General features: G+C 67.7%; 23 protein-coding genes. 10 read left to right on the top strand and 13 right to left on the bottom strand.

Annotated features, from left to right (window positions below; translation table 11 throughout):
* The first annotated feature begins 14 nt into the window (after positions 1 to 14).
* On the top strand, positions 15 to 506 hold the full coding sequence (locus ACZ75I_RS05035) for a hypothetical protein (RefSeq protein ID WP_065196581.1): 492 nt from the start codon (positions 15 to 17) through the stop codon (positions 504 to 506).
* Between the two features lie 54 nt (positions 507 to 560).
* Here ACZ75I_RS05035 and ACZ75I_RS05040 read toward each other — a convergent pair whose 3' ends face one another.
* The 5 genes from ACZ75I_RS05040 to ACZ75I_RS05060 all read right to left on the bottom strand — a co-directional run bounded on the left by ACZ75I_RS05040 (position 561) and on the right by ACZ75I_RS05060 (position 5,863).
* Positions 561 to 1,817 carry a cysteine desulfurase gene (locus ACZ75I_RS05040; protein WP_065196580.1) on the bottom strand — a complete coding sequence of 419 codons (1,257 nt, stop codon included), beginning with the start codon at positions 1,815 to 1,817 and terminating at the stop codon, positions 561 to 563.
* Entirely contained in the window at positions 1,814 to 3,076 is a 1,263-nt protein-coding gene (sufD, locus tag ACZ75I_RS05045) for a Fe-S cluster assembly protein SufD (RefSeq protein WP_472958774.1), read from the bottom strand. The genes ACZ75I_RS05040 and sufD overlap by 4 nt, the downstream gene beginning before the upstream one ends.
* Positions 3,076 to 3,840, bottom strand: coding sequence for a Fe-S cluster assembly ATPase SufC (gene sufC / locus ACZ75I_RS05050; RefSeq protein WP_005415598.1), 765 nt, complete (start codon positions 3,838 to 3,840; stop codon positions 3,076 to 3,078). The genes sufD and sufC overlap by 1 nt, the downstream gene beginning before the upstream one ends.
* 74 nt (positions 3,841 to 3,914) lie before the next feature.
* Positions 3,915 to 5,390: a Fe-S cluster assembly protein SufB gene (gene sufB, locus ACZ75I_RS05055; protein ID WP_049455562.1), complete on the bottom strand. Its 1,476-nt coding sequence runs from the start codon at positions 5,388 to 5,390 to the stop codon at positions 3,915 to 3,917.
* 17 nt (positions 5,391 to 5,407) lie between these two features.
* The gene (locus ACZ75I_RS05060; RefSeq protein ID WP_049414161.1) at positions 5,408 to 5,863 is read right to left on the bottom strand and encodes an SUF system Fe-S cluster assembly regulator; all 456 of its coding nucleotides are present in this window, start codon (positions 5,861 to 5,863) and stop codon (positions 5,408 to 5,410) included.
* 211 nt (positions 5,864 to 6,074) lie between these two features.
* On the opposite strand from ACZ75I_RS05060, the gene ACZ75I_RS05065 reads away from it, so the two are divergent.
* Both ACZ75I_RS05065 and ACZ75I_RS05070 read left to right on the top strand, forming a co-directional pair.
* Entirely contained in the window at positions 6,075 to 6,542 is a 468-nt protein-coding gene (locus ACZ75I_RS05065; RefSeq protein ID WP_012479369.1) for an SET domain-containing protein, read from the top strand.
* A 162-nt stretch (positions 6,543 to 6,704) separates the two neighbouring features.
* A complete protein-coding gene (locus tag ACZ75I_RS05070) occupies positions 6,705 to 7,247 on the top strand; it encodes a type 1 glutamine amidotransferase domain-containing protein (RefSeq protein ID WP_005415602.1) in 543 nt (180 codons plus the stop codon).
* 72 nt (positions 7,248 to 7,319) lie between these two features.
* Here ACZ75I_RS05070 and ACZ75I_RS05075 read toward each other — a convergent pair whose 3' ends face one another.
* The 4 genes from ACZ75I_RS05075 to ACZ75I_RS05090 all read right to left on the bottom strand — a co-directional run bounded on the left by ACZ75I_RS05075 (position 7,320) and on the right by ACZ75I_RS05090 (position 9,597).
* On the bottom strand, positions 7,320 to 7,916 hold the full coding sequence (locus ACZ75I_RS05075) for a YceB family lipoprotein (protein WP_005415603.1): 597 nt from the start codon (positions 7,914 to 7,916) through the stop codon (positions 7,320 to 7,322).
* Between the two features lie 81 nt (positions 7,917 to 7,997).
* On the bottom strand, positions 7,998 to 8,537 hold the full coding sequence (locus ACZ75I_RS05080; RefSeq protein WP_346476618.1) for a hypothetical protein: 540 nt from the start codon (positions 8,535 to 8,537) through the stop codon (positions 7,998 to 8,000).
* Positions 8,538 to 8,593: 56 nt separating this feature from the next.
* Positions 8,594 to 8,902, bottom strand: coding sequence for a DUF3861 family protein (locus ACZ75I_RS05085; RefSeq protein WP_005415605.1), 309 nt, complete (start codon positions 8,900 to 8,902; stop codon positions 8,594 to 8,596).
* Between the two features lie 296 nt (positions 8,903 to 9,198).
* Entirely contained in the window at positions 9,199 to 9,597 is a 399-nt protein-coding gene (locus ACZ75I_RS05090) for an HU family DNA-binding protein (RefSeq protein ID WP_005415606.1), read from the bottom strand.
* A 371-nt stretch (positions 9,598 to 9,968) separates the two neighbouring features.
* Between ACZ75I_RS05090 and ACZ75I_RS05095 the strand changes: the two genes are divergently transcribed.
* Positions 9,969 to 10,400 (top strand): OsmC family protein, encoded by a 432-nt coding sequence (locus tag ACZ75I_RS05095; protein WP_180869058.1) that lies wholly within the window; start codon positions 9,969 to 9,971, stop codon positions 10,398 to 10,400.
* A gap of 99 nt (positions 10,401 to 10,499) precedes the next feature.
* On the opposite strand, the gene ACZ75I_RS05100 is transcribed toward ACZ75I_RS05095, so the two are convergent.
* Positions 10,500 to 11,378, bottom strand: a complete 879-nt coding sequence (locus ACZ75I_RS05100) for a PhzF family phenazine biosynthesis protein (protein WP_231352595.1) — start codon at positions 11,376 to 11,378, stop codon at positions 10,500 to 10,502.
* Between the two features lie 113 nt (positions 11,379 to 11,491).
* Positions 11,492 to 12,367 carry a PhzF family phenazine biosynthesis protein gene (locus tag ACZ75I_RS05105; protein ID WP_061479210.1) on the bottom strand — a complete coding sequence of 292 codons (876 nt, stop codon included), beginning with the start codon at positions 12,365 to 12,367 and terminating at the stop codon, positions 11,492 to 11,494.
* A 75-nt stretch (positions 12,368 to 12,442) separates the two neighbouring features.
* Here ACZ75I_RS05105 and ACZ75I_RS05110 point away from each other — a divergent pair, with 75 nt between their 5' ends.
* From ACZ75I_RS05110 to ACZ75I_RS05125, 4 genes are all read left to right on the top strand, one after another.
* On the top strand, positions 12,443 to 15,037 hold the full coding sequence (locus ACZ75I_RS05110) for a bifunctional aspartate kinase/diaminopimelate decarboxylase (RefSeq protein ID WP_472958775.1): 2,595 nt from the start codon (positions 12,443 to 12,445) through the stop codon (positions 15,035 to 15,037).
* Between the two features lie 76 nt (positions 15,038 to 15,113).
* On the top strand, positions 15,114 to 16,466 hold the full coding sequence (murL, locus tag ACZ75I_RS05115; RefSeq protein WP_472958776.1) for a UDP-N-acetyl-alpha-D-muramoyl-L-alanyl-L-glutamate epimerase: 1,353 nt from the start codon (positions 15,114 to 15,116) through the stop codon (positions 16,464 to 16,466).
* Positions 16,447 to 17,856, top strand: a complete 1,410-nt coding sequence (murD, locus tag ACZ75I_RS05120) for a UDP-N-acetylmuramoyl-L-alanine--D-glutamate ligase (protein ID WP_472958777.1) — start codon at positions 16,447 to 16,449, stop codon at positions 17,854 to 17,856. The genes murL and murD overlap by 20 nt, the downstream gene beginning before the upstream one ends.
* A 95-nt stretch (positions 17,857 to 17,951) precedes the next feature.
* Positions 17,952 to 18,485, top strand: coding sequence for a hypothetical protein (locus ACZ75I_RS05125; RefSeq protein WP_180869048.1), 534 nt, complete (start codon positions 17,952 to 17,954; stop codon positions 18,483 to 18,485).
* Between the two features lie 87 nt (positions 18,486 to 18,572).
* Here ACZ75I_RS05125 and ACZ75I_RS05130 read toward each other — a convergent pair whose 3' ends face one another.
* Positions 18,573 to 19,166 (bottom strand): SMI1/KNR4 family protein, encoded by a 594-nt coding sequence (locus ACZ75I_RS05130; protein ID WP_180869046.1) that lies wholly within the window; start codon positions 19,164 to 19,166, stop codon positions 18,573 to 18,575.
* 133 nt (positions 19,167 to 19,299) lie between these two features.
* Between ACZ75I_RS05130 and ACZ75I_RS05135 the strand changes: the two genes are divergently transcribed.
* Positions 19,300 to 20,085, top strand: coding sequence for a dienelactone hydrolase family protein (locus ACZ75I_RS05135; protein WP_111201195.1), 786 nt, complete (start codon positions 19,300 to 19,302; stop codon positions 20,083 to 20,085).
* 84 nt (positions 20,086 to 20,169) lie between these two features.
* Here ACZ75I_RS05135 and ACZ75I_RS05140 read toward each other — a convergent pair whose 3' ends face one another.
* Positions 20,170 to 21,168, bottom strand: a complete 999-nt coding sequence (locus ACZ75I_RS05140) for a polyprenyl synthetase family protein (protein WP_180869044.1) — start codon at positions 21,166 to 21,168, stop codon at positions 20,170 to 20,172.
* A 214-nt stretch (positions 21,169 to 21,382) separates the two neighbouring features.
* Between ACZ75I_RS05140 and ACZ75I_RS05145 the strand changes: the two genes are divergently transcribed.
* Positions 21,383 to 22,996 carry an alpha-glucosidase family protein gene (locus ACZ75I_RS05145; protein ID WP_472958778.1) on the top strand — a complete coding sequence of 538 codons (1,614 nt, stop codon included), beginning with the start codon at positions 21,383 to 21,385 and terminating at the stop codon, positions 22,994 to 22,996.
* Positions 22,997 to 23,264 lie beyond the last annotated feature (268 nt).

Raw genomic sequence — 23,264 nt, forward strand, 5'->3', positions numbered from 1 at the left:
TCCTGGCAACCGCTATGCTCGTGCATTCTTCAAATGCCAGGCGGAGTGCAGGGGTGGGCATACCGAAGGGAATCGCGCTGGCCGCAACTGTCCTGCTTGTGGCTCTTCTGGCTTGCCTGCCGGCGCACGAGGAGAGTGGCGGCATCGCGCCCAACGGCCTGGGGTGCCCGCGTTTCAGTGCGTCCCGTGCGTTGCCAGTGACGGTGGAGGCGCTGCGTGCCGATCCCATGCGTTATCACGGCAGACTGGTGCGCGTACGGGGTGCCTACGTTGAGAGCTTCGAAATGTCTGCGCTGCACCCGGGGCCACCGGTGCAGGATCCATGGGCGGCCGACGGCGTGTGGGTGAATGGAATTCCCGTCACGGCGCTGCCGTCGGAGCAGGCGGTTGAACTCACCGGAATCGTATCGGCGGGCCAACCCGCGTTCCCTTACGGCAAGGGGCACCTTGGGCAATGGCCTGCGGAGCTCTGCGTGTCTTCGATCCTGCCCTTGGCGGCGCCATGAAAAACGCCGCGGTTTCCCGCGGCGTTCTCGTTGCTTCCGGCTGCGCTGTGAGTCTTACCCCAGCAGCTTGCGTACCTTGGTCAGCGCGGTCATGAACCGCTCGATCTCGGCGTGCGTGTTGTAGAACGCCAGCGAGGCACGGCAGGTGGCGGCGACGCCGAAGTACTGCAGCAGCGGGTGTGCGCAGTGCTGGCCCGAGCGCACGGCCACCCCTTCTAGGTCGAGCAGGGTGGCCAGGTCGTGGGCATGCGCGCCATCGATCAGGAACGAGACCACGGCGGCCTTCTCCGGTGCCTGGCCGATGATGCGCAGGCCATCGACGCGGCGCAGCTCTTCGGTGAAGTGCGCCAGCAGTTCGGCTTCGCGCGCTTCCACGTTGTCCTGGCCAAGCTGCTGCAGGTAGTCGGCAGCCACGCCCAGGCCGATGAAACCGGCGATGTTAGGGGTGCCGGCTTCGAACTTGTGCGGGGCATCGTTGAACACGGTGCCGTCGAAGCTGACTTCCTTGATCATCTCGCCGCCGCCGAGGAACGGTGGCATCGCGTCCAGGTGCTCGCGACGCGCCCACAGCGCGCCGGTACCGGTTGGACCGCACATCTTGTGGCCGGTGATGGCGTAGAAATCGCAGCCGATCGCGGCGACGTCGACCTTGCGGTGTGGCACGGCCTGCGAGCCATCGACCACGGTGATGATGCCGCGCTTGCGCGCTTCGCGGCAGATCTCGCGCACCGGGTTGACCGTGCCCAGCACGTTGGAGACATGGGTGACCGCCAGCAGCTTGACCTCCGGGGTCATCGCCGCGCGCAGCGCATCGAGGTCCAGCGCACCATCGGGAGTGATCTCGGCCACGCGGATGGTGGCACCGGTACGCTGCGCGACCAGCTGCCACGGCACGATGTTGGCATGGTGCTCCATGCGCGACACCAGGATCACGTCGCCGGCCTTCAGCCGCGGCAGCGCCCACGAATACGCCACCAGGTTGATGGCGAAGGTGGTGCCGCTGCACAGCACCAGCTCGCTGGGGCGCACGTTGAGGAAGCGCGCCAGCGTGTTGCGCGCACCTTCGTAGGCATCGGTGGCTTCGCTGCCCAGTGCATGCACCGCGCGGCTGACGTTGGCGTTGTAACGGCGGTAGAACTCGTCCACCGCGCCGATCACCTGCACCGGCTTCTGGCCGGTGTTGGCATTGTCGAAATAGACCAGCGGCTTGCCGTGTACTTCGCGCATCAGCAGCGGGAAGTCGAGGCGGACGCGGTCCCAGTCGGGGGCGCCGGTGCGTTCTTCGATCGGGCGCGGCGTGGACAGGTTCATGCCACACCCGCCTCGGCCAGGGCCTTGTCCAGGCGGCGTGCCAGCTGCGCGCGCAGCGCGTCCGGCAGGATCTTCAGCGGTTCATGGCAGAACGCAGCGCTCAGCAGCGCCTGCGCCTGGGCCTGCGGCAGGCCGCGCGAGCGCAGGTAGAACAGCGCATTGGCATCGAGCTGGCCAACGGTCGCGCCGTGCGCGGCCTTCACTTCATCGGCGTCGATCACCAGCGTCGGCTGGGTGTCGATCTCGGCGTCCGCCGACAGCAGCAGGTTCTTGTTGGACAGGTTCGCGTCGGTGCCATCGGCGCCTTCGCGGATCTGGATGCCACCATGGAACACCACGCGGCTGCGGTTGGCGGCAACGCCGCGCCACAGCAGTTCGCAGGCGGTATCGCGGGCGATATGGTCGATGCCGAGGCGGGTTTCGACGTGGCGGCGGCCATTGCCGAGCAGCACGCCGTTGGCGGTCAGCCGGGCATTGTCGCCTTCCAGGCGCACGTTCAGTTCATGGCGGCTGAGCGCGGCGCCCAGTTCCAGGTCGACGCGGTGGTACTGCGCGTCGCGGGCCAACACCGCGTCGGTGCGCAGGAAGCTGGTCTGGCGTGCGCTGCCGGCCTGCACGCGGGCGTGCTTGAGCACGGCGTCGCGCGCGACGTGGGCATGCAGCACGGTGTTGTCCAGGTGGGCGGAGTCACCCACGCTGAAGCGGTGCTCGACCACGCCGAGGCTGGCGCCGGCACGCAGTTCGATCAGGTGGCGGTGATGCCAGGCCAGGTCGGTCTCGCCCGCCATACTGGCGAATACCAGCTGCAGCGGCGCTTCGACCTGCACGCCTTCGTCAACGCGCAGCACCACGCCTTCATCGGCCAGTGCGGCGTTGAGGCGGGCGAAGATCTCCTCGCTGCGCTCGTAGCGGCGGCCAAGGAAACGCACGGCGTCTTCGCCGGAAGCCAGTGCGGCCGACAGCGGCTGCAGCTGCACGCCGGCCGGCAGGGCCTGCACGTCGCTCAGCGTGGCATCGAGGCGGCCGTTGACGAACACCAGGCGCGGCGCCGGGATGTCGTCCAGCAGCGCGGCGTCCAGCGCCGGGCCCTGCAGCGGTGCCGCAGCAAACGCACGGCGTTCCAGCTGGCGCAGCGAGGTGTACTTCCAGGCTTCATTGCGGGCGGCCGGCAGGCCGTCGCGCAGGGCCGCATCCAGCACTTCGCGGCGCGCATCGCTGCCGCAGAAGGCCTGGGCCATCGAGTCGAGCAGGGCGCTCATCAGACCGCCGCCTCGGGCACGACCCGGTCCTTCAGGAAATCATAGCCGTGCGCTTCCAGTTCCAGCGCCAGTTCGGGGCCGCCGCTCTTGACGATGCGGCCATCGGCCAGCACGTGCACCACGTCCGGCTTGATGTAGTCCAGCAGGCGCTGGTAATGGGTGATGACCAGGAACGAACGGTCGGCGGCGCGCAGCGCATTGACGCCGTCGGCCACGCTCTTCAGCGCGTCGATGTCCAGGCCCGAGTCGGTCTCGTCGAGGATGGCCAGCTTCGGTTCCAGCACGGCCAGCTGGAAGATCTCGTTGCGCTTCTTCTCGCCGCCGGAGAAGCCTTCGTTGACGCCACGATGCAGCAGCTCGTCCTTCAGGTGCAGCACGGCCAGCTTCTGGCGCACCAGCTTGAGGAACTGCATGGAGTCGAGTTCGTCCTCGCCGCGTGCCTTGCGCTGGGCGTTCAGTGCCGCGCGCAGGAAGTAGGTGTTGTTCACGCCCGGGATCTCCACCGGGTACTGGAACGCCAGGAACAGGCCGGCAGCGGCACGCGCTTCCGGGTCCTGCTCCAGCAGGTCGACACCGTCGAACTGCACGCTGCCTTCGGTCACTTCGTAGCCGTCGCGGCCGGCCAGGACATTGCCCAGGGTGGACTTGCCGGCGCCGTTCGGGCCCATGATGGCGTGCACCTGGCCGGGCTTCACATCCAGCGACAGGCCTTTGAGGATTTCCTTGTCGCCGATGCGGGCGTGGAGATTTTCGATCTTCAGCATGGTGGGGGTTTCCGTGGGGCGGGCCTGGGCCCGCCGGTAAAGAGAATGCGTTTGCGAGGGGCAGGGGCGGGCGGTCAGCCCACCGAACCTTCCAGCGAGACTTCCAGCAGCTTCTTGGCTTCCACTGCGAACTCCATCGGCAGTTCGCGGAACACCTGCTTGCAGAAGCCGTCGACGATCATCGACACCGCGTCTTCCTGGCTGATGCCACGGGCGCGGCAGTAGAACAGCTGGTCGTCGGAAATCTTGGAGGTGGTGGCCTCGTGCTCGACGGTGGCGCCCGGGTTCTTCACCTCGATGTAGGGGAAGGTGTGGGCGCCGCACTGCTTGCCGATCAGCAGCGAATCGCACTGGGTGTAGTTGCGCGCGCCGTCGGCATTGCGGTCCACGCGCACCAGGCCGCGGTAGGTGTTCTGGCCGCGGCCGGCGCTGATGCCCTTGCTGACGATCTTGCTCTTGGTGCGCTTGCCGACGTGGATCATCTTGGTGCCGGTGTCGGCCTGCTGGCGGTGATGGGTCAGCGCGACCGAGTGGAACTCACCGACCGAATCGTCGCCCAGCAGCACGCACGAGGGGTACTTCCAGGTGATCGCCGAGCCGGTCTCGACCTGGGTCCAGGTGACCTTGCTGCGCGCGCCGCGGCATTCGGCACGCTTGGTGACGAAGTTGTAGATGCCACCGACGCCGTTCTCGTCGCCCGGGTACCAGTTCTGCACCGTGGAGTACTTGATCTCCGCGTCTTCCAGTGCCACCAGTTCGACCACCGCAGCGTGCAGCTGGTTCTCATCGCGCATCGGCGCGGTGCAGCCTTCCAGGTAGGAGACGTAGGCCTTGTCCTCGCACACGATCAGGGTGCGCTCGAACTGGCCGGTGTGGCCGGCGTTGATGCGGAAGTAGGTGCTCAGTTCCATCGGGCAGCGCACGCCCCGGGGAATGAACACGAAGCTGCCATCGGAGAACACCGCCGAGTTGAGCGCGGCGAAGTAGTTGTCACTCACCGGCACCACGGTGCCCAGGTACTGGCGCACCAGCTCCGGGTGTTCCTTGATGGCCTCGGACATCGAGCAGAAGATGATGCCCTTCTCAGCCAGTTCCTTGCGGAAGGTGGTACCGACGGAGACCGAGTCGAACACCGCGTCCACCGCCACGCCGGCCAGCTTGGCGCGCTCGTGCAGCGGCACGCCCAGCTTGTCGTAGGTGTCGAGCAGTTCCTTCGGCACGTCGTCCAGCGAGGCGTACTTCGGGCCCTTCGGCGCGGAGTAGTAGCTGAGCGCCTGCAGGTCGATCGGGGCGATCTCCAGCTTGGCCCAGTCCGGCATCGGCATGGTCAGGAAGTGGCGGTAGGCGTCCAGGCGCCACTGCGTCATCCACTCCGGCTCGTCCTTCTTGGCCGACAGGGCACGGATGGTGTCCTCGTCCAGGCCCGGCGGCAGGGAGTCCGACTCGATCTCGGTGATGAAGCCAGCCGAATACTTGCGGCCGAGCTGCTCGTGGATCTCGCGGTTGGGGGTGTCGTCGTGGGCGACGTTTTCGATGGTTTCGGTGGCCATGGGGGGCTGCCTGTGGATCAGGAGACGACGTCGACAGCGATGGTGCGGCGCTGTTCGTCATCGGCAAGGGGAAGGGGGGGCAGGATCTGCGCAAGACTGACGTCGCGCAGGGCCTCGGAGACCACGTCGTTGATCAACCGCCAGCTGCTGCGCGCGCCGCACTTGGGTGCCATGCCGCACTGGTGGTGGTCGTGGCTGCATTCGGTCAGGGCCAGCGGGCCTTCCATCGCTTCGACCACTTCGAACAGCGAGATCTCGATGGCCGGGCGGGTCAGCCGGTAGCCGCCACGGACGCCGCGCAGGCCTTCGACCAGGCCGGCCTGGGCCAGCGGCTTGAGTACCTTGCTGACAGTGGGCGGCTCCAGGCCGGTGAATTCGGCCAGTTCGGTGGCACTGAGCACCTCGCCCGGACGGGCGGCGAGCACGGTCAGCACGACGGTGGCGTAATCGGTGAGCTTGGTGACGCGCAACATGGGGATGCGAGTGGTTCTTAAAGCGGACTGAAATTGTACGCTTTTATTCGCCACCATCCAACCCGGGCATTCAGCCGGCGCTGGGGCCGGGCCGGGAGGCTCTGCCAGCGGGCGCTGCCGGGGGCGCCATGCTGCGCCAACCGGGTGATTTTCGCAATCACCCGGAATGGGCGAGAATCCCTGTTCCATTCGCTGCAAACAGCCCGTGCCGATGCCGAAGAAGATCCAAGCCCGCAAGTCCGCCATCCATGGCAACGGCGTGTTCGCCGTCGCCCCGATCAAGCAGGGCGAGCGCGTGATCCAGTACAAGGGCCTGCTGCGCAGCCACGGCGACGTTGATGCCGATGACAGCGGCGACGTCGAAAGCGGCCATACCTTCCTGTTCACCCTCAATGACGACTGGGTGATCGATGCCAACTACAAGGGCAACGACGCGCGCTGGATCAACCACAGCTGCGACCCGAACTGCGAGGCGGTGATCGAGGAAGATGAGGACGGCGACAGCCGTGGCGACAAGGTGTTCATCGAGGCGCTGCGCGATATCAAGGCTGGCGAAGAGCTGACCTACAACTACGGCATCACCCTGGCCGAGCGCCACACCGCCAAGTTGAAGAAGATCTGGGAATGCCGCTGCGGCTCGCCCAAGTGCACCGGCACCATGCTGCAGCCCAAGCGCTGACCGGTACCGGGTAGGGCCGGCCGCTGGCCGGCATGGCGCGATGCAGGAGCCGGCCAGCGGCCGGCACTAGCGGGAGGCTCTCCACCTGCCGTGCACGGCAGGGTCACCGCCGTGCAAGGGCCGTTCGTCCACGCTGTGCACTCCCCCAACTGGAGTGCACCCATGGCAGAGCGATTGAAGGGCAAACAGATCGCAATCCTCGCGACCCACGGCTTCGAACAGTCCGAATTGACCGAGCCCAAACGGCTGCTGGAAGCGGAAGGTGCGCGGGTCAGCGTGGTGTCGCCCGCAAAGGAGGCGACCATCAAGGGCTGGAAAGAGAAGAACTGGGGCGACGCCGTCGCGGTCGACATTCCGCTGGACGAGGCTGACCCGGCGGGCTTTGATGCCTTGGTGCTGCCAGGGGGCGTCATCAATCCGGACACACTGCGCACCGACGACGCGGTGCTCAGCTTCATCCGCTCAGTGGATGAAGCCGGCAAGCCCGTCGCCGCGATCTGTCATGGCCCGTGGCTGCTGATCAACAGCGGCCTGGCCGATGGCCGCGAGCTGACTTCCTGGCCCTCCCTTCAGCAGGATCTGGCCAACGCCGGCGCGAACTGGCGCGATGCCGAGGTCGTGGTCGACGGCAACGTGATCACCAGCCGCAAGCCGGACGACATTCCTGCTTTCAGCGAGGCGGTGGTAAAAGCGCTTGCCGCGTGATCCGCTATACCGGTAGTGCCGGCCGCTGGCCGGCAGTGCAGTCTGCGCTGCCGGCCAGCGGCCGGCACCACCTTATTTGCCCAGCAGGCCTGCCGGCACCAGGTTGCCCAGGTTCTGGTTGAAGGTGACCACCAGCTTGCCGTTCTTGACCTGTGCCGCCTGTACCTGCAGCGCGCCGAGCACCCCGGCCACGGCCGGGTCCAGCTTGTAGATCGGTTCCCGCTGGGCGTAGTCGCTCAGCCAGGCATTGAGCAGGCCACGGGTGCGTGAGTCGAGGCGGCCGCCCTGGTTGGCCGGGGTGAAGTCGTCCACACTGGGCTGCTGGAGGTGGAAGCCTTGGGTCTGCGCGTCGTAGCGCAGGCCGCTGCTGAGCTTCACCGTACCCAGTTTGGCCGGGTTGCCGCCGGCGGTGGCCAGTGCCACGTCCATGCCCAGGTTCAAGCGCTCGCCGGCCGGAAGGCTCAGCTGAGGATGGCTCATGGTCAGGGAGATCAGGCCGCCAAGGGCGTCCTGGGTGCGCGGGAAGCTGCCATCGAGGTACTGCTGGACGTCGCTGGCACCCACCGACAGTTCGCGGCCGGAAATGGAGGGAGCCGCCTGCGCGCCGATCGCAGCGGCGATCAGTACGGTGGAGGCAGCGAGGCGGGTCATCAGGGAACGCAGGCGCATGGCGGTGACCGATGGCAGGGAATGGATGGATCAAAGAGTAGCCGTGCAGGCTGAATCGCGCGTGCATGCGGCTGTAACGGTTCAGTCCAGCATTGGACGCAGTTGCGCCGACTGGATCTGCCAGGCGCTGCCATCGCTGCTGGGTTGCACGCGGTACCAGCCACCGAAGCGGAACGTACCGTTGGCGGTGACCGCGCGGATCTGCACCGGCACTTCAAGCAGCCGCGGTGGCTGCCGGTCGTCGCGGGCGACCGGGGGATCGCTGTGCAGGCGCAGGGTGCGCAGGTCCTGCAGCTGCCGCAGCGCGGCGTCGTCTGCATGCTGCGGGTCGCTGGGCGGGATCGTCCAGGCGGCATCGCTGGCGGCGCTGTCGCGGTTGAGCAACGCCGCTACGTAGCGGTTGAGCATCGTCGATGGCGGCTCGGCATCGTCGGCGACAGCGGACAGCACCGGCATTTCACTTGCCTGCATTGCTGCGGGATCGGGGCCGGTGCGGGTGTCCACGGCTGCGGTAGCAGCGACGGCAGCGGACGCTGCCGCGATGTCGCCGGTCGTCTGTGCTGCCGGGCGTGAACAGCCCAGCAGCACCAGGGGGGCGATCAGCAACATTATCCTGCGCATGTCTGCCTCCTCCCCGAGGCAACCTGGAGGGTGGCAGTGTAGCGATTGCGCCGGGATCAGCGGGAGGAGGGCAGCTGATCCAGAGCGTCCAGCGCTGGCAGGACCTGGCCGGCGATGGCCGCCAATGCGTGGCCGCCGGTCTCGGCATGGCGCTGCACGATGTCGCGCAGCAGCTGGGTGGCGATCACCAGGGTCGCACGCTCGTCCCCGCTGATACCGGCGGTACGCGGGGCCGCCTCCAGCAGGCGCATCAGGTCGCGGCTGGCGCGATGCTCCAGTTCGATGGTGCAGCGCCCTGTGCACTGCAGCCCGTCCTTTTCGATGGGGGTCACCGAGATCCGGTAGCGGGTGGAGGGGCTGGCCATGAGGGTGTGCTCGCCGTAGCTGTGGAGGATGTGCCCACCATAGGCAAGGCCACGGCCTGAGGCGACGGCCGGCGCTGCACGCAGTGTTCCACCCGGTACGTTCCAGCACCTCCCCAGGCCGCGCTCGGCCAGTGGTGACGGGCCTGTGCGGGCATTCCCGGGGAGGCGGCAACGCTGTGTTGCGGATTGCCGCAGCGCGACGCATCCACGCATGGCGTGGATCTACCGCGGGGCACGCAAAAAAAAAAACGGGACGGCCAGAGCCGTCCCGTCGGAATCCACGTTGGGGCGCGCGCTTACAGCGCGGCGTCCTTCAGCTTCTTCAGCGGACGCACCTTCAGCTTGGTGGTGGCCGGCTTGGCGGCGAACCACTGCTCTTCCTTGGTGAACGGGTTGATGCCCTTGCGCTTCGGCTTGGCCGGCACATTGACGGTGGTGATCTTCAGCAGGCCCGGCAGGGTGAACGAGCCAGCGCCCTTCTTGTGCACCGAGGAGGCGACGGCGCTTTCCAGCGAGGCCAGCACAGCGCGGACGTCCTTGGCGATGACGCCGGAGGCTTCAGCGATGTGTGCAACCAGGCCGGACTTGGTCAGCACTTCCTTGATCGGCTTCGGAGCGGCCGGCTTGGCGGCTGCCTTCGTCGCGACTTTCTTCGCTGCCTTCTTCGGGGCAGCCTTCTTAGCGGTCTTTGCCATGGTTTCCTGTTCCGTGAACGGTTGGTTGTTTGGTCGGCGCCGAACCCCGTCGGCAAGCGCAATGTAGGGCAACTCTTGGGCGCCGCCAATAGCCCGAAGCGCGGAAAGTGCATGTTTTTTCATATCCAGGCCGATTCAGTACATGGCCGGCGGTGGGGGATGGGGGCACGTCAGCGTGTTCGATCGCCGGCGCTCGCCGATCGGTGGGGTGGGCGAAACCACTGAAAACAAGAGGAAAATGCGTTCCGGGCTGGCGCGGAAGTGTCCACGCGCCGGGCTCGGGGCGACGTCCGGCGTGCGGCGGAGCGACGCAGGGCTAACGCGTGGCGTGCGAGGGTAGCCGTTCATCACCGCCACGCAGGAGCAGCACAATGGGAATCTCGCGACACGCCACCGCGCACTGGGAAGGCGATCTGAAGACGGGCAAGGGGCAGTTGAGCACGCCGCAGAGTGGGCTGCTGGACAAGACCCGCTACGGTTTCAACAGCCGCTTCGGCGACGAAAAGGGCACCAATCCGGAAGAGCTGGTTGCCGCCGCGCACGCGGGTTGTTTCACCATGGCGCTGTCAGCCAAGCTCGGCGAAGCCGGCTTCACCCCGACCTCGCTGGACACCGAAGCCAAGGTCGACCTGTCGCTGGAAGGCGGTCCGCAGTTGTCGCAGATCCGGCTGAAGGTGAAGGCGGTGGTGCCGGGCATCGACGCGACGCAGTTCCGTGCGATTGCCGATGACGCCAAGCAGAACTGCCCGGTGTCCAAGGCACTGAGCGCCGTGCCGATCAGCCTGGAAGCCGAGCTGGGCTGAGCCGGCGCATCTGTAGAGCCGAGCCCATGCTCGGCTTCTGCAGCTCCCGTGATCTGGCCGAAGAGCAGCCGAGCGTGGGCTCGGCTCTACAGTATCCCTTTACCAATCAAGGGTGCCGGTGATGACGGTCTGCACCTGGCCGCCCGACCAGACCTCGCCGTCCTCGTCGACCCGCAGGGTCAGGCGTGCATCGTGGCCGACTTCGCGGCCCTGGCTGACTTCGAACGGTGCACGGCCACGTGGCAGCGCGTCGCGCAGGTCCAGCCACGCGGCCAGCACTGCATTGGCGGCCCCCGAGGCGGCGTCCTCGAAGCGCCGACCATTGCCGACGAAAGCGCGCACGGCCAGATCGAATCCCTCACTGCCATCGCTGAAGGCATAGGCGAACACGCCCATGCTGTCGGTGGACTCGGCCAGCGCAGCCACCGCGTCCCAGTCCGGGCGCAGCGCGCGCAATGCCGCTTCATCGGCCACCTGAACCACCCACCAGCTGCGTCCGCCCTGCATGCGTGCCGGCGGCAGCGTGCCCAGCGGCCAGCCCTTCAGTGCGGCCTGCAGGCGAGGATCGGTGACCTCGGTCGTCTCGGCCAGCTGCGCGCGCGGGGTGCGGATGGCGATGCGCTGCTGCGCGCCCTCACCGCTGACGCGCAGCGGCAGGACACCGGCAATGCCGTCCTGCACCAGCACGCCGTCGATCGGTGTGGCCAGGCCTGCCTGCAGCACCGCATGCGCCGTGCCGACGCTGGGGTGGCCGGCGAACGGCACTTCCTTCTGCGGGCTGAACATGCGCAGCCGGTAGCTGGCACCGGCAGCCTGGGGCGGGAACACGAAGGTGGTCTCGGGCAGGCGCGTCCAGCGCGCGATGGCCTGCATGCTGGCATCGTCCAGGCCATCGGCATCGAGTACCACGGCCAGCGGGTTGCCAGCGCCGGCGCGCGGGGAAAACACATCCAGCTGCAGGAAACGGCGGGTGGTCATCGGGGCGAAACTCCAGGATCGGGTGGCGCGCAGCTTAACGCGCGGTTGTAGAGCCGAGCCCATGCTCGGCTGTGTCGGGGTGTGAGAAGAAGCAGCCGAGCGTGGGCTCGGCTCTACAGCCAACGGATCTGGCCGTCGATGACCGGCTGCACCTGGCCGCCGATCCATACCGTGCCCTGCGCATCGACCTGTACCTGCACGCGACCATCGCGACCGACTTCGCGGCCCTGGCTGGCCACGTAGCGGCCCTCGCGGCCGGGCAGGGCATTGTGCTGCCGCAGCCAGGCGCCTATCAGTGCATTGGCACTGCCGGTCACGGGATCCTCGGGCACGGCGGGCGCATCAGCGGGGCAGAAGGCACGCACCACGCGGGTGTGGCCGGTGCCGGCTTCATCGGCGAAGACGGCCAGGCCTGTAGCGTCGGTGGCGAGGCTCCAGTCGGCCAGCGCGGCCATGTCCGGCAGCAGGCTGCGCACGGCGTCGGCATCGCGCAGTGGCAGCAGCCACCAGCGTGCGCCGTTGTCCCAGAGTTCGGGCACCTGCCCGTCGGCAGCGAGCGCCAACAGCGCGGCGGGCGCTCCGCCTGCCTCCGTGTCCAGTTGCCGTGCCGGCGGGCTGGCCAGCTGGATCTCCAGTGCCTCGGCCGGGCCGCTCACCCGTACTGGGAGCACCCCTGCCGCGCATTGCTGCAGCAGGGCGCCGGCGCGCGGTTGGGCCAGGCCGCAGGTCACCGCCGCCCAGGCGGCGCCGACGCTGGGGTGGCCGGCGAAGGCCAGCTCACGGGTCGGGGTGAAGATGCGGATGTGGTAATCGGCGCCGGGCGCGGTGGGGCGCAGGAAGAACACCGTCTCGGACAGGTTCAGCCAGGCGGCCAGGGCCTGCATCTGGCTGCTGGAGAGCGCGTCGGCGTCCAGGATGACGCCCAGTGGATTGCCGGTTCCGGGGCGGGGGCCGAAGACATCGAGCTGCAGGTAACGGAGGACGGCCATCTACGGGGATATTGCGCTTAGAATCAAAGGTTCCGCCCCCGAGGGCGGCTTCCCCACATTCTACATAGCCAATCCATGTCAGCTTCCCCCCTTGTCGATCGTTGGATCGTACTGAAGTTCGGCGGCACTTCGGTGTCGCGTCGTCACCGCTGGGACACGATCGGGAAGCTGGCGAAAAAACGCGCGGAAGAGACCGGATCGCGCGTGCTGGTGGTGGTATCGGCGCTGTCCGGGGTCACCAACGAACTGACCGCGATTGCCGACGGCGCGCCGGACAGCGGTGATCGCGTGGCAGCGCTTGTCGAGCGCCATGAGGGCTTCCTGGCCGAACTCGGCCTGGGCCGCGAGGTGCTGGCCGAACGGCTGGCGGCGCTGCAGGGCCTGCTCGACGATGCGCGGGCGGCCACCCGTCCGCTGGATTGGCAGGCCGAAGTGCTGGGCCAGGGCGAGCTGCTGTCCTCCACCCTGGGCGCGGCCTATCTGCGCGCCTCGGGCCTGGACATGGGCTGGATGGATGCCCGCCAGTGGCTGGACGCGATGCCGCCGCAGCCGAACCAGAGCGACTGGTCGCAGCGGCTGTCGGTGAACTGCCAGTGGCGCGCCGACGCGGAGTGGATGCAGCGCTTCCGCGCGCAGCCGACCCGCCTGCTGATCACCCAGGGCTTCATTTCGCGGCATGCCGATGGCGGTACCGCCATCCTCGGCCGTGGTGGCTCGGATACCTCGGCGGCGTACTTCGGTGCGCTGCTCGGCGCCAGCCGGGTGGAGATCTGGACCGATGTGCCGGGCATGTTCAGCGCCAATCCGAAGGACGTGCCGGACGCACGCCTGCTGACCCGCCTGGACTATTACGAAGCGCAGGAAATCGCCACCACCGGCGCCAAGGTGCTGCACCCGCGCTCGATCAAGCCGTGCCGCGATGCCGGCGTGCCGATGGCCATCCTCGATACCGAGCGCCCGGAACTGCCGGGCACCAGCATCGATGGCAGCGCCGCACCGGTGCCGGGGGTGAAGGCGATCAGCCGCCGCAATGGCATCGTGCTGGTGTCGATGGAAGGCATCGGCATGTGGCAGCAGGTCGGCTTCCTGGCCGATGTGTTCAACCTGTTCAAGAAGCACGGCCTGTCGGTGGACCTGATCGGTTCGGCCGAGACCAACGTCACCGTGTCGCTGGACCCGTCCGAGAACCTGGTCAACACCGATGTGCTGGCCGCGCTGTCGGCCGACCTGTCGCAGATCTGCAAGGTGAAGGTGATCGTGCCGTGCGCGGCGATCACCCTGGTGGGCCGCGGCATGCGATCGCTGCTGCACAAGCTGTCGGACGTGTGGGCCACCTTCGGCCGCGAGCGCGTGCACATGATCTCGCAGTCGTCCAACGACCTGAACCTGACCTTCGTCATCGACGAGGCCGATGCCGATGGCCTGCTGCCGATCCTGCACGCAGAGCTGATCGACAGCGGCGCGATGCCGGTGGAGGAGACCGAAGTGTTCGGCCCGCGCTGGCGCGAGATTGCCGGCACCGTGCGTCCGCGCGGCACGCCGTGGTGGCGCGGCCAGCGTGCGCACCTGCTGCAGCTGGCCGATGCCGGTACGCCGCGCTACGTCTATCACCTGCCGACGGTGCGCGCCCGCGCCCGTGCACTGGCCGCGATCAAGCCGATCGACCAGCGCTACTACGCGATCAAGGCCAACAGCCACCCGGCCATCCTGCAGCTGCTGGAAGCCGAAGGCTTCGGCCTTGAGTGCGTGTCGCACGGCGAGCTGAAGCATGTGTTCCAGCACCTGCCGGAACTGTCGCCCAAGCGCGTGCTGTTCACCCCCAGCTTCTGCCCGCGCAGCGAGTACGAGGCGGCGTTTGCGCTGGGTGTGACCGTGACCGTCGACAACGTGGAAGCGCTGCAGCGCTGGCCGGACCTGTTCCGTAACCGCGAGCTGTGGCTGCGCGTCGATCTGGGCCGGGGTGAGGGCCACCACGCCAAGGTCCGTACCGGTGGCAAGGAGTCCAAGTTCGGCCTGCCGATCGCCCGCGTCGACGAGTTCGTGCGCGCGGCCACCGAACTGGGCAGCCGCGTGGTGGGCCTGCATGCGCACCTGGGCAGCGGCGTGGAAACCGCGCAGCACTGGCGCCTGATGTGCGATGAGCTGGCCGGTTTCGCCCGCCGCATCGGCAGCGTGCAGACCATCGATATCGGTGGCGGCCTGCCGATTCCGTACAGCGATGAAGACGAACCCTTCGACCTGGACGCCTGGGCCGAGGGCCTGGCCGAGGTCAAGGCACTGCACCCGGCATTCCGCCTGGCGATCGAGCCGGGTCGCTACCTGGTGGCCGAATCGGGCGTGCTGCTGACCCATGCCACCCAGGTGGTGGAGAAGGACGGCGTGCGCCGTGTCGGCCTGGACGCCGGCATGAACGCACTGATGCGCCCGGCGCTGTACGACGCCTGGCATGACATCGAGAACCTCAGCCGCCAGGGCGGTTATGCCGAAGCGACGTTCGATGTGGTCGGCCCGATCTGCGAATCCAGCGATGTGTTTGGCAAGCGCCGCAAGCTGCCGGTGTCGACCGCGCCGGACGACGTGATCCTGATCGCCGATGCCGGTGCCTACGGCTATGTGATGGCCAACACCTACAACCAGCGAATGCTGCCGCGCGAAGACGTGATCGAATGACCACCGCCCGCGCCCTGCACCCGCCCACCGACACGCCCCGCGCCCTCGCGCGGGCCCGTGCCTGACCGGATACACCATGACTGCTTTCGACAAACACCAGGTTTCCCGCTTCCGCTTCGTCCGCTGCGACTTCGCAGCGGATACCGGCGTGGCCCGGCTGGTCTACGCCTTCGACGACGGCCCGGAGATGGTGGAAACCATCACCGTGCCCGGCGCCCCGTTCGTGCTGGACGAGGCGCGCGCCGCCGCCGTGCAGCGTGCGCTGCAGCTGCTGCACCTGATCGCCGGCGTCAGCTACTACAAGGCCGGCGTACCGGATACGGTCAGCATCGACAGTTACAGCATCGATGCCGATACCGCCGCACTGGTGGAGACCATTTACCTCAATGGCCTGGGCGAATTCGCCTACCGCAACGGCCTGAACCTGCGCGGCCGCTTCCGGTTGCCAGTGCAGGGCGAGGCCGTGCAGGCGCCGGCGCTGGGCCTGCGGCCGCACGCGCTGGTGGCCATCGGCGGCGGCAAGGATTCGCTGGTCAGCATCGAAGCGCTGCGCCGTGCCGGCGTGGACGAGACGGTGACCTGGATCGGTGGCTCGCAGCTGATCCGCGCCTGCGCCGAGCGCACCGGCCTGCCGACATTGAACCTGGGCCGCACGCTCGCACCGGAACTGTTCGAGTTGAACCGCCAGGGTGCCTGGAACGGCCATATCCCGGTGACGGTGGTGAACTCGGCAATCATGGTGCTGGCCGCCCTGCTGCACGGCGTGGACCAGGTCGTGTTCTCCAACGAGCGTTCGGCCAGCTACGGCAGCCAGATTCCGGGCACCGGCGAAGTGAACCACCAGTGGTCCAAGGGCTGGGCCTGCGAGCAGGCGTTCGGCAGCCATGTGCGTAAGTACGTGGCGGCGGATCTGCAGTACTACTCGCTGCTGCGACCGATGTCCGAGCTTGCGGTGGCCCGCCAGTTCGCCAAGACTGATTTATACGACGCGCACTTCTCCAGCTGCAACCGCAATTTCCACATCCTCGGCGAGCGCCCGGTGAACCGCTGGTGTGGCGTCTGCCCGAAGTGCCATTTCGTGTTCCTGGCGCTGGCCCCGTTCATGCCCAAGACGCGCCTGGTGCGCATCTTCGGCCGCAACCTGCTGGACGATGCCGAGCAGGCCGGTGGCTTCGATGCGCTGCTGGAATTCCAGGACCACAAGCCGTTCGAGTGCGTGGGTGAAGGCCGCGAATCGCGTGCGGCGATGGCGACGCTGGCGCAGCGCCCGGAGTGGAAGGAAGACGTGCTGGTGAAGCGCTTCTGCAACGAGATCCAGCCGCAGCTGGATGCCGCCGAACTGGAACTGGCGCCGCTGCTGCAACTGCAGGGCGAGCACCGCGTTCCGGCTGCGCTGTGGGAACGGGTGCGTGAAGATTTCGAAGCTTGAAGGAAAGCGCGTCGCGCTGTGGGGCTGGGGCCGCGAGGGCCGCGCCGCGTTTGCGGTGCTGCGTGAGCGCCTGCCCACGCTGCCACTGAGCCTGTTCTGCCCGGCGGCCGAAGTCGGGGCCGCACGCGTGGAAACACAGGGCGCGCTGGACGTGCGTGGCGACCCTTCTGCTGAAGCGCTGGCCGCGTTCGACGTGGTGATCAAATCGCCCGGGATCAGTCCCTATCAGCCGATCGCGCTGGCGGCGGCAGCGCAGGGCACCACCTTCATCGGCGGCACCGCGCTGTGGTTCGCCGAACACGCGGCCGACGATGGCATCGTGCACGACATCGTGTGCGTGACCGGCACCAAGGGCAAGAGCACCACCACCGCGCTGGTCGCGCACCTGTTGCGTGCGGCCGGCCACCGCACCGGACTGATTGGCAACATCGGCCTGCCGCTGCTGGAGGTGCTGGACCCGCAGCCGGCGCCCGAGTACTGGGCCGTCGAGCTGTCCAGCTACCAGACCGGTGAAGTGGCGCGCAGTGGCACCCACCCGCAGGTGGCAGTGGTGCTGAACCTGTTCCCGGAACACCTGGACTGGCACGGCAGCGAACAGCGTTACATCGAGGACAAGCTGAGGCTGGTGACGGAAGCCGCACCGCGCATTGCCGTGCTCAATGCCGCCGATCCGCACCTGGCGGCACTGTCGCTGCCCGATAGTGAGGTGGTCTGGTTCAACCAGCCGCAGGGCTGGCATATGCGGAGCGACATCGTGCATCGCGGCGAACAGGCGGTGTTCGATACCCGCAACACGCCGCTGCCGGGCCGCCACAACCGCGGCAACCTGTGCGCGGTGCTGGCCGCGCTGGAGGCACTGGGCCTGGACGCGGTGGCGCTGGCGCCGGCAGTGCAGGATTTCCGCCCGCTGCCGAACCGCCTGCAGCGGATTGGCGTGGCCGATGGCCTGACCTACGTCAACGATTCGATCAGCACCACGCCGCATGCCAGCCTGGCTGCGCTGGAGTGCTTCGCCGGGCAGCGCATCGCGCTGCTGGTGGGCGGGCACGACCGTGGCCTGGACTGGACCGACTTCATGCAGCACATGGCGCACGATGTGCCGCCGGTGGAGATCGTGACCATGGGCAGCAACGGCCCGCGTATCCACGCCATGCTGCAGCCGCTGGCCGATGCCGGCCGCTTCGGCCTGCACGCTGCGGGCGATCTTGCCGAGGCGATGGCGTTGGCGCGCACGGCGCTGGGCGCGCAGGGCGGGGTGGTGCTGCTGTCGCCGGGTGCGCCGAGCTTTGGTGCTTACCGCGACTACGTGGCGCGTGGCCGCCATTTCGCCGAACTGGCCGGGTTCGATCCGGACAGCATCAGCGCGATTCCGGGGTTGGGCATCGCCTGATCCGCCGGATCGGGGTCGGATCCCTTTCCTCAGGAAAGGGCTCTGACCCCGGCGAGTTACCATGGGCGCATCCCCGGACGGACCCGGATAGCCGCGTGTGCACCTTCATTACCCTGTTCCTGCCCGCATCCTTATCGCACATTGAAGCCGCCGCGATCATGCAGCGCAGCGGTCGGCGCCTGTTTGCGCAGGATTCGCCCAGCCTGCAGTCAGCGGTCGGGCCTGGCTGGCAGCCGTGGCTGAGCGCCGCGCACTGCGATTGCGGTACTGCGCTGGCCTCGTCGCGGGCCGAGCGGGAGTGGAAGGGCGATGCCGAACGCTGGCGGAAGAAGGGCTGGAGCGAAGCCAAGATCGCCCGCGCGCTGGCCGAGCAGCGAGCGCGCCATGAACAGGATCAGCAGGTACGTCGCGATGAAGCAGTGGGCGACGCCGGCCAGTGGCTGCAGCGCATCGATGCCCTGCTGGCCGCAAGCGCGGCGCGCGTCGGACTGCTGGTACGCGACTACGACGGTTCGGTCGGTGCCCGGCAGCCGAAGCCGCCGGAACGCCACTGGCCGCGCGCGCATCTGGCGGCGTCGGATCTGCTGGCATTCGAGCCGGGCACGTTGCACTGGATCGAACGCGGGTAGTGCCGGCCGCTGGCCGGCAACCTGCGGGGAAATTCATCCACGCATGGCGTGGCTCTACTGTAGCGCCGAGCCCACGCTCGGCGGCCTTCATTCGTCTTCGTCGATGAACGCGTAACCGCCGTCAATGAGCTGCTGCAGGTACGCATCGAAGCTCGGCGCGATGACTGCGTAGCTGTCCGGATCGTGCAGGTAGCGCACCACCTGGCCGACGGTGCCACCCGGTGCCGGATCGAAATCCAGGTACAGCATCGAGGTGCCGCCGTTGTTCATGCAGTGCGAGAAGCACAGGCGCCTGCTCATCGGCAGATCACCGTCGATGCCTTCACCCAGGATCTCCGGCTCCTCATCCAGCCACTCTTCGTAGATGGAACGGATGCTGTCGTCCCACTGCTGCTGGTCCTCGAAGATCTGCGCGACCGATCGCAGGTAGTACGGGTAGCCACCGTCCTCCACGTCCGAGCCCAGCATCAGTACGCAGACCTTGCCGCCGGGGTACTCCCGGTAGTGGGTGCCATCCACGCGCGATAGGAGTTCCACCAGGCTGTCCGGCACCTGCGGCCACTGCACACGCAGGCGCTGCAGGTCCTCGGCGCTGGCGCCCTGGACATGTGCCCACTGCGGGGCATCCTCGGCAGGCAAACGCGGGATCAGGCCAGACAGAAAGCGATCAACAAGATTCATGCGAAAAAAGGGGACGGAGGGGATTAAGTCGTATCCAACCACACCTGCGTCACGCCGCCAATGCAGAATGCGACGCGGGAGGGGCGAAAACGGCTTAATCCCCTCCGTCCCCTTTTTCTTGCGGAGCAGGCGCATGAATCGTTGGCGATGCGGTGTGGCGATGATGCTGGGGCTGGCGGCGATGCCGGCGTGGGCGGCGATGAAGACGCAGCCGGTGGAGTGGAAGCACCAGGGCACGACCTTCAGTGGTGTGCTGGTCTATGACGACGGCGAGCACGACAAGCGCCCCGGCCTGGTGATGGTGCCGAACTGGAAGGGCGTGAACGAATCGGCCATCGAGAAGGCCAAGCAGCTGGCCGGCGACGACTACGTGGTGCTGGTGGCCGATGTCTACGGCAAGGACGTGCGGCCGAAGAGCGATGCGGAGGCGGGGCCGGTGGCCAGCAAGCTGCGCAACGACCGGCCGCTGCTGCGTGCGCGTGCACTGGAAGCGGTGAACGTGCTCAAGGCGCAGGCCGGCAAGGTACCGCTGGATGCCAGCCGGATCGGTGCGGTCGGTTTCTGTTTCGGTGGCACCACGGTGCTGGAGCTGGCCCGCGCCGGTGCGCCGCTGGCCGCTGTGGTCAGCCTGCACGGTGGGTTGGGTTCGCCGCTGCCGGCGCAGGCCGGTGGCACCCATCCGTCCGTGCTGGTGCTCAATGGGGCCGATGACAGGAGCGTGACCGCCGAGGACATCGCCGCTTTCCAGAAGGAAATGGACGCGGCCAAGGTCGATTGGGAGTTCACCAACTACAGCGGTGCCGTGCACTGCTTCGCCGAGCGCGACGCCAACAGCCCACCGGGCTGCCAGTACAACGAGCGGGCGGCCAAGCGCGCGTGGAAGGCGCTGGATGAGTTCTTCGAGGAACGCTTCCGGTAATAAACGGCGTGCCGACCAACGGTCGGCACCCACCGGAATGCCGGTTTGGTGGGTGCCGACCGTTGGTCGGCACACCTCAACCCATCAATGCGAGCGCTGCACCGCGTAACGCGCCAGACCACGCAGGGCCGCCACGGCGTCATTGTCGCCCAGGCCGTCGAGCGCACGCTCGGCGGCTTCGGCGTACTCTTCGGCACGGCGGCGGCTGTACTCCAGGCCGCCGGTGGCGCGGATCGCGGCCAGCACTTCCGGCATCGCCGAGGCGTCGCCGTCCTGCACGATGGTGCGCAGGCGCTCGCGGGTAGCGTCATCAGAGTGGGCCATCGCGTGGATCAGCGGCAGCGTGGCCTTGCCCTCGGCGAGGTCGTCGCCCAGGTTCTTGCCCAGCTCCTCGGCGTTGGCCGAGTAGTCCAGCACGTCGTCGGCGATCTGGAATGCGTAGCCCAGGTGCATGCCGTAGTCGAACAGGGCCTGCTGGGTCGCTTCATCCATGCCGCTGGCCAGCGCGCCCAGGCGGGTACCGGCGGCGAACAGCACCGCAGTCTTGCGCTCGATCACGCGCAGGTAGGCGGCTTCGTCGGTATCCGGGTTGTGCACGTGCAGCAGCTGCAGCACTTCACCCTCGGCGATGCGGTTGGTGGCATCGGCCAGGATCTGCATCACCGGCATGCGCTCCAGCTCGACCATCAGCTGGAAGCTGCGCGAGTACAGGAAGTCGCCCACCAGCACGCTGGGCGCGTTGCCCCACAGCGCGTTGGCGGTGCTGCGGCCACGCCGCAGGCTGGACTCGTCCACCACGTCGTCGTGCAGCAGGGTAGAGGTGTGGATGAACTCGATGATCGCCGCCAGCTGGTGGTGCTCCGGGCCGGCCTGGCCGACCGCGTGGCCGGCCAGCATCACCAGCATCGGGCGCAGGCGCTTGCCGCCGGCGGAAATGATGTGGTCGGCGATCTGGTTGATCAGCACGACGTCCGAGGACAGCCGGCGCCGGATCAGGGCGTCGACGGCGGCCATGTCGGCCGCGGCAAGCGACTGGATCTGGGGCAGGCCCAGGGCGGGACGGGTGTCTTCGGTGATGGTCATGCGATCAGGCTTTCAGGCTCACCATCGATTATAGGCGCTGGCCGTGAATTCGGGCGCAAACCGGCCCGGGCGGCAATTCCAACCCGGCCTGCGCGGCCCTCCGCGTGAATACGTATGCAGGTTGCGCCATGCCCGCGAGGCCACCGCTAAGCTTGCCGGATCAGGATTTCGGCCCGCTGCCGGCGGGTCCCGCATGCCCGGAGGGGGGCTGTCGATGTCGCACTATCCATGGTGGCGCGGAGCCGTCATCTACCAGATCTACCCGCGCAGTTTCCTCGATGCCAACGGCGATGGGGTGGGCGACCTGCCGGGCATCATCGAGCGCCTGGACCACATTGCCGCGCTGGGCGTGGATGCGATCTGGATCTCGCCGTTCTTCAAGTCCCCCATGGCCGACTTCGGCTACGACATCGCCGACTACCTCGACGTCGACCCGCTGTTCGGCAGCCTGGACGACTTCGACCGCCTGCTGGCCAAGGCCCATGGCCTGGGCCTGAAGGTGATGATCGACCAGGTGCTGAGCCATACCTCGATCGAGCATGCCTGGTTCCGTGAGAGCCGCCAGGACCGCAGCAATCCGAAGGCGGACTGGTACGTCTGGGCCGACCCGCGCGAGGACGGCACCCCGCCCAACAACTGGCTGTCGCTGTTCGGCGGCTGTGCCTGGCAGTGGGAGCCGCGCCGCGAGCAGTACTACCTGCACAACTTCCTGGTCGACCAGCCGGACCTGAACTTCCACCACCCGGACGTGCAGCAGGCCACCCTGGACAATGTACGCTTCTGGCTCGATCGCGGCGTGGATGGCTTCCGCCTGGATGCGATCAACTTCTGCTTCCACGATGCGCAGCTGCGTGACAACCCGCCCAAGCCGGCGGAGAAGCGGGTGGGGCGCGGCTTCAGCCCGGACAACCCGTACGCCTACCAGTACCACTACTACAACAACACCCAGCCGGAGAACCTGCCGTTCCTGGAGCGCCTGCGCGCGCTGCTGGATCAGTACCCGGGCGCGGTCAGCCTGGGCGAGATCTCCTCGGAGGACTCGCTGGCGACCACCGCCGAGTACACCCGCGAAGGCCGCCTGCACATGGGCTACAGCTTCGAGCTGCTGGTGGATGACTACAGCGCGGCCTACATCCGCGACACGGTCTCGCGGCTGGAAGCGGCGATGACCGAAGGCTGGCCGTGCTGGGCGGTGTCCAATCACGACGTGGAGCGGGCGGTCAGCCGTTGGGGCGGCCACCCGGCCGATCCGCGCCTGGCGCGGATGCTGGTGGCGATGCTGTGCTCGCTGCGCGGCTCGGTCTGCCTGTACCAGGGCGAGGAGCTGGGCCTGGCCGAGGCCGAGGTACCGTTCGAGGCACTGCAGGACCCCTACGGCATCACCTTCTGGCCGAACTTCAAGGGCCGTGATGGCTGCCGCACCCCGCTGCCATGGACCGATGCGCCGTTAGCAGGTTTCACCAGCGGCCAGCCCTGGCTGCCGATTCCGGCCGAGCACCGGGCGGCGGCGGTGGCCGTGCAGGAACGCGACCCGCATTCGGTGCTGGCGGCGTTCCGGGCGTTCCTGGCCTGGCGGCGTACCCAGCCGGCGCTTCTGCATGGCAGCATCAGATTCCTTGAAAGCGCCGAGCCAGTGCTGCTGTTCGAGCGTATGCTTGCAGATGAAACCCTCCTGCTGGCCTTCAACCTGTCGGCCGAGGCAGTGACCCATCCGCTGCCGCCGGGCAACTGGCAGCAGGTGGCGGTACCGGGCCCGGATGCGGGCACGGTGCAGGGCAATGAACTCCAGCTGCCGCCGCGCGCGGTGTATTGCGCCCGACGCAGCTGACCGTTTTCTCCGGTGGCGGTACTTGCGGGGACGGGGCCGAAGCGCCCCGTCCCTTTTTTGTGGTTGGAATTCCGGTGAACGGCATCCACGCATGGCGTGGATCTACGGCTTGGAACGTCGCTGCATGGGCCTTGCTGATCACGTGCCGGCATCCGCGCAAAAGAAAACCCGCTGCCTGCGCAGCGGGTTTCCGGTCCTGCTCCCTTTGTGTTGCCGGCCAGCGGCCGGCGCTACCGGGTTCGGGGTGCCAGCCAGCGGCCGGCACGAC

It is taken from the genome of Stenotrophomonas sp. X (genome assembly GCF_055721025.1).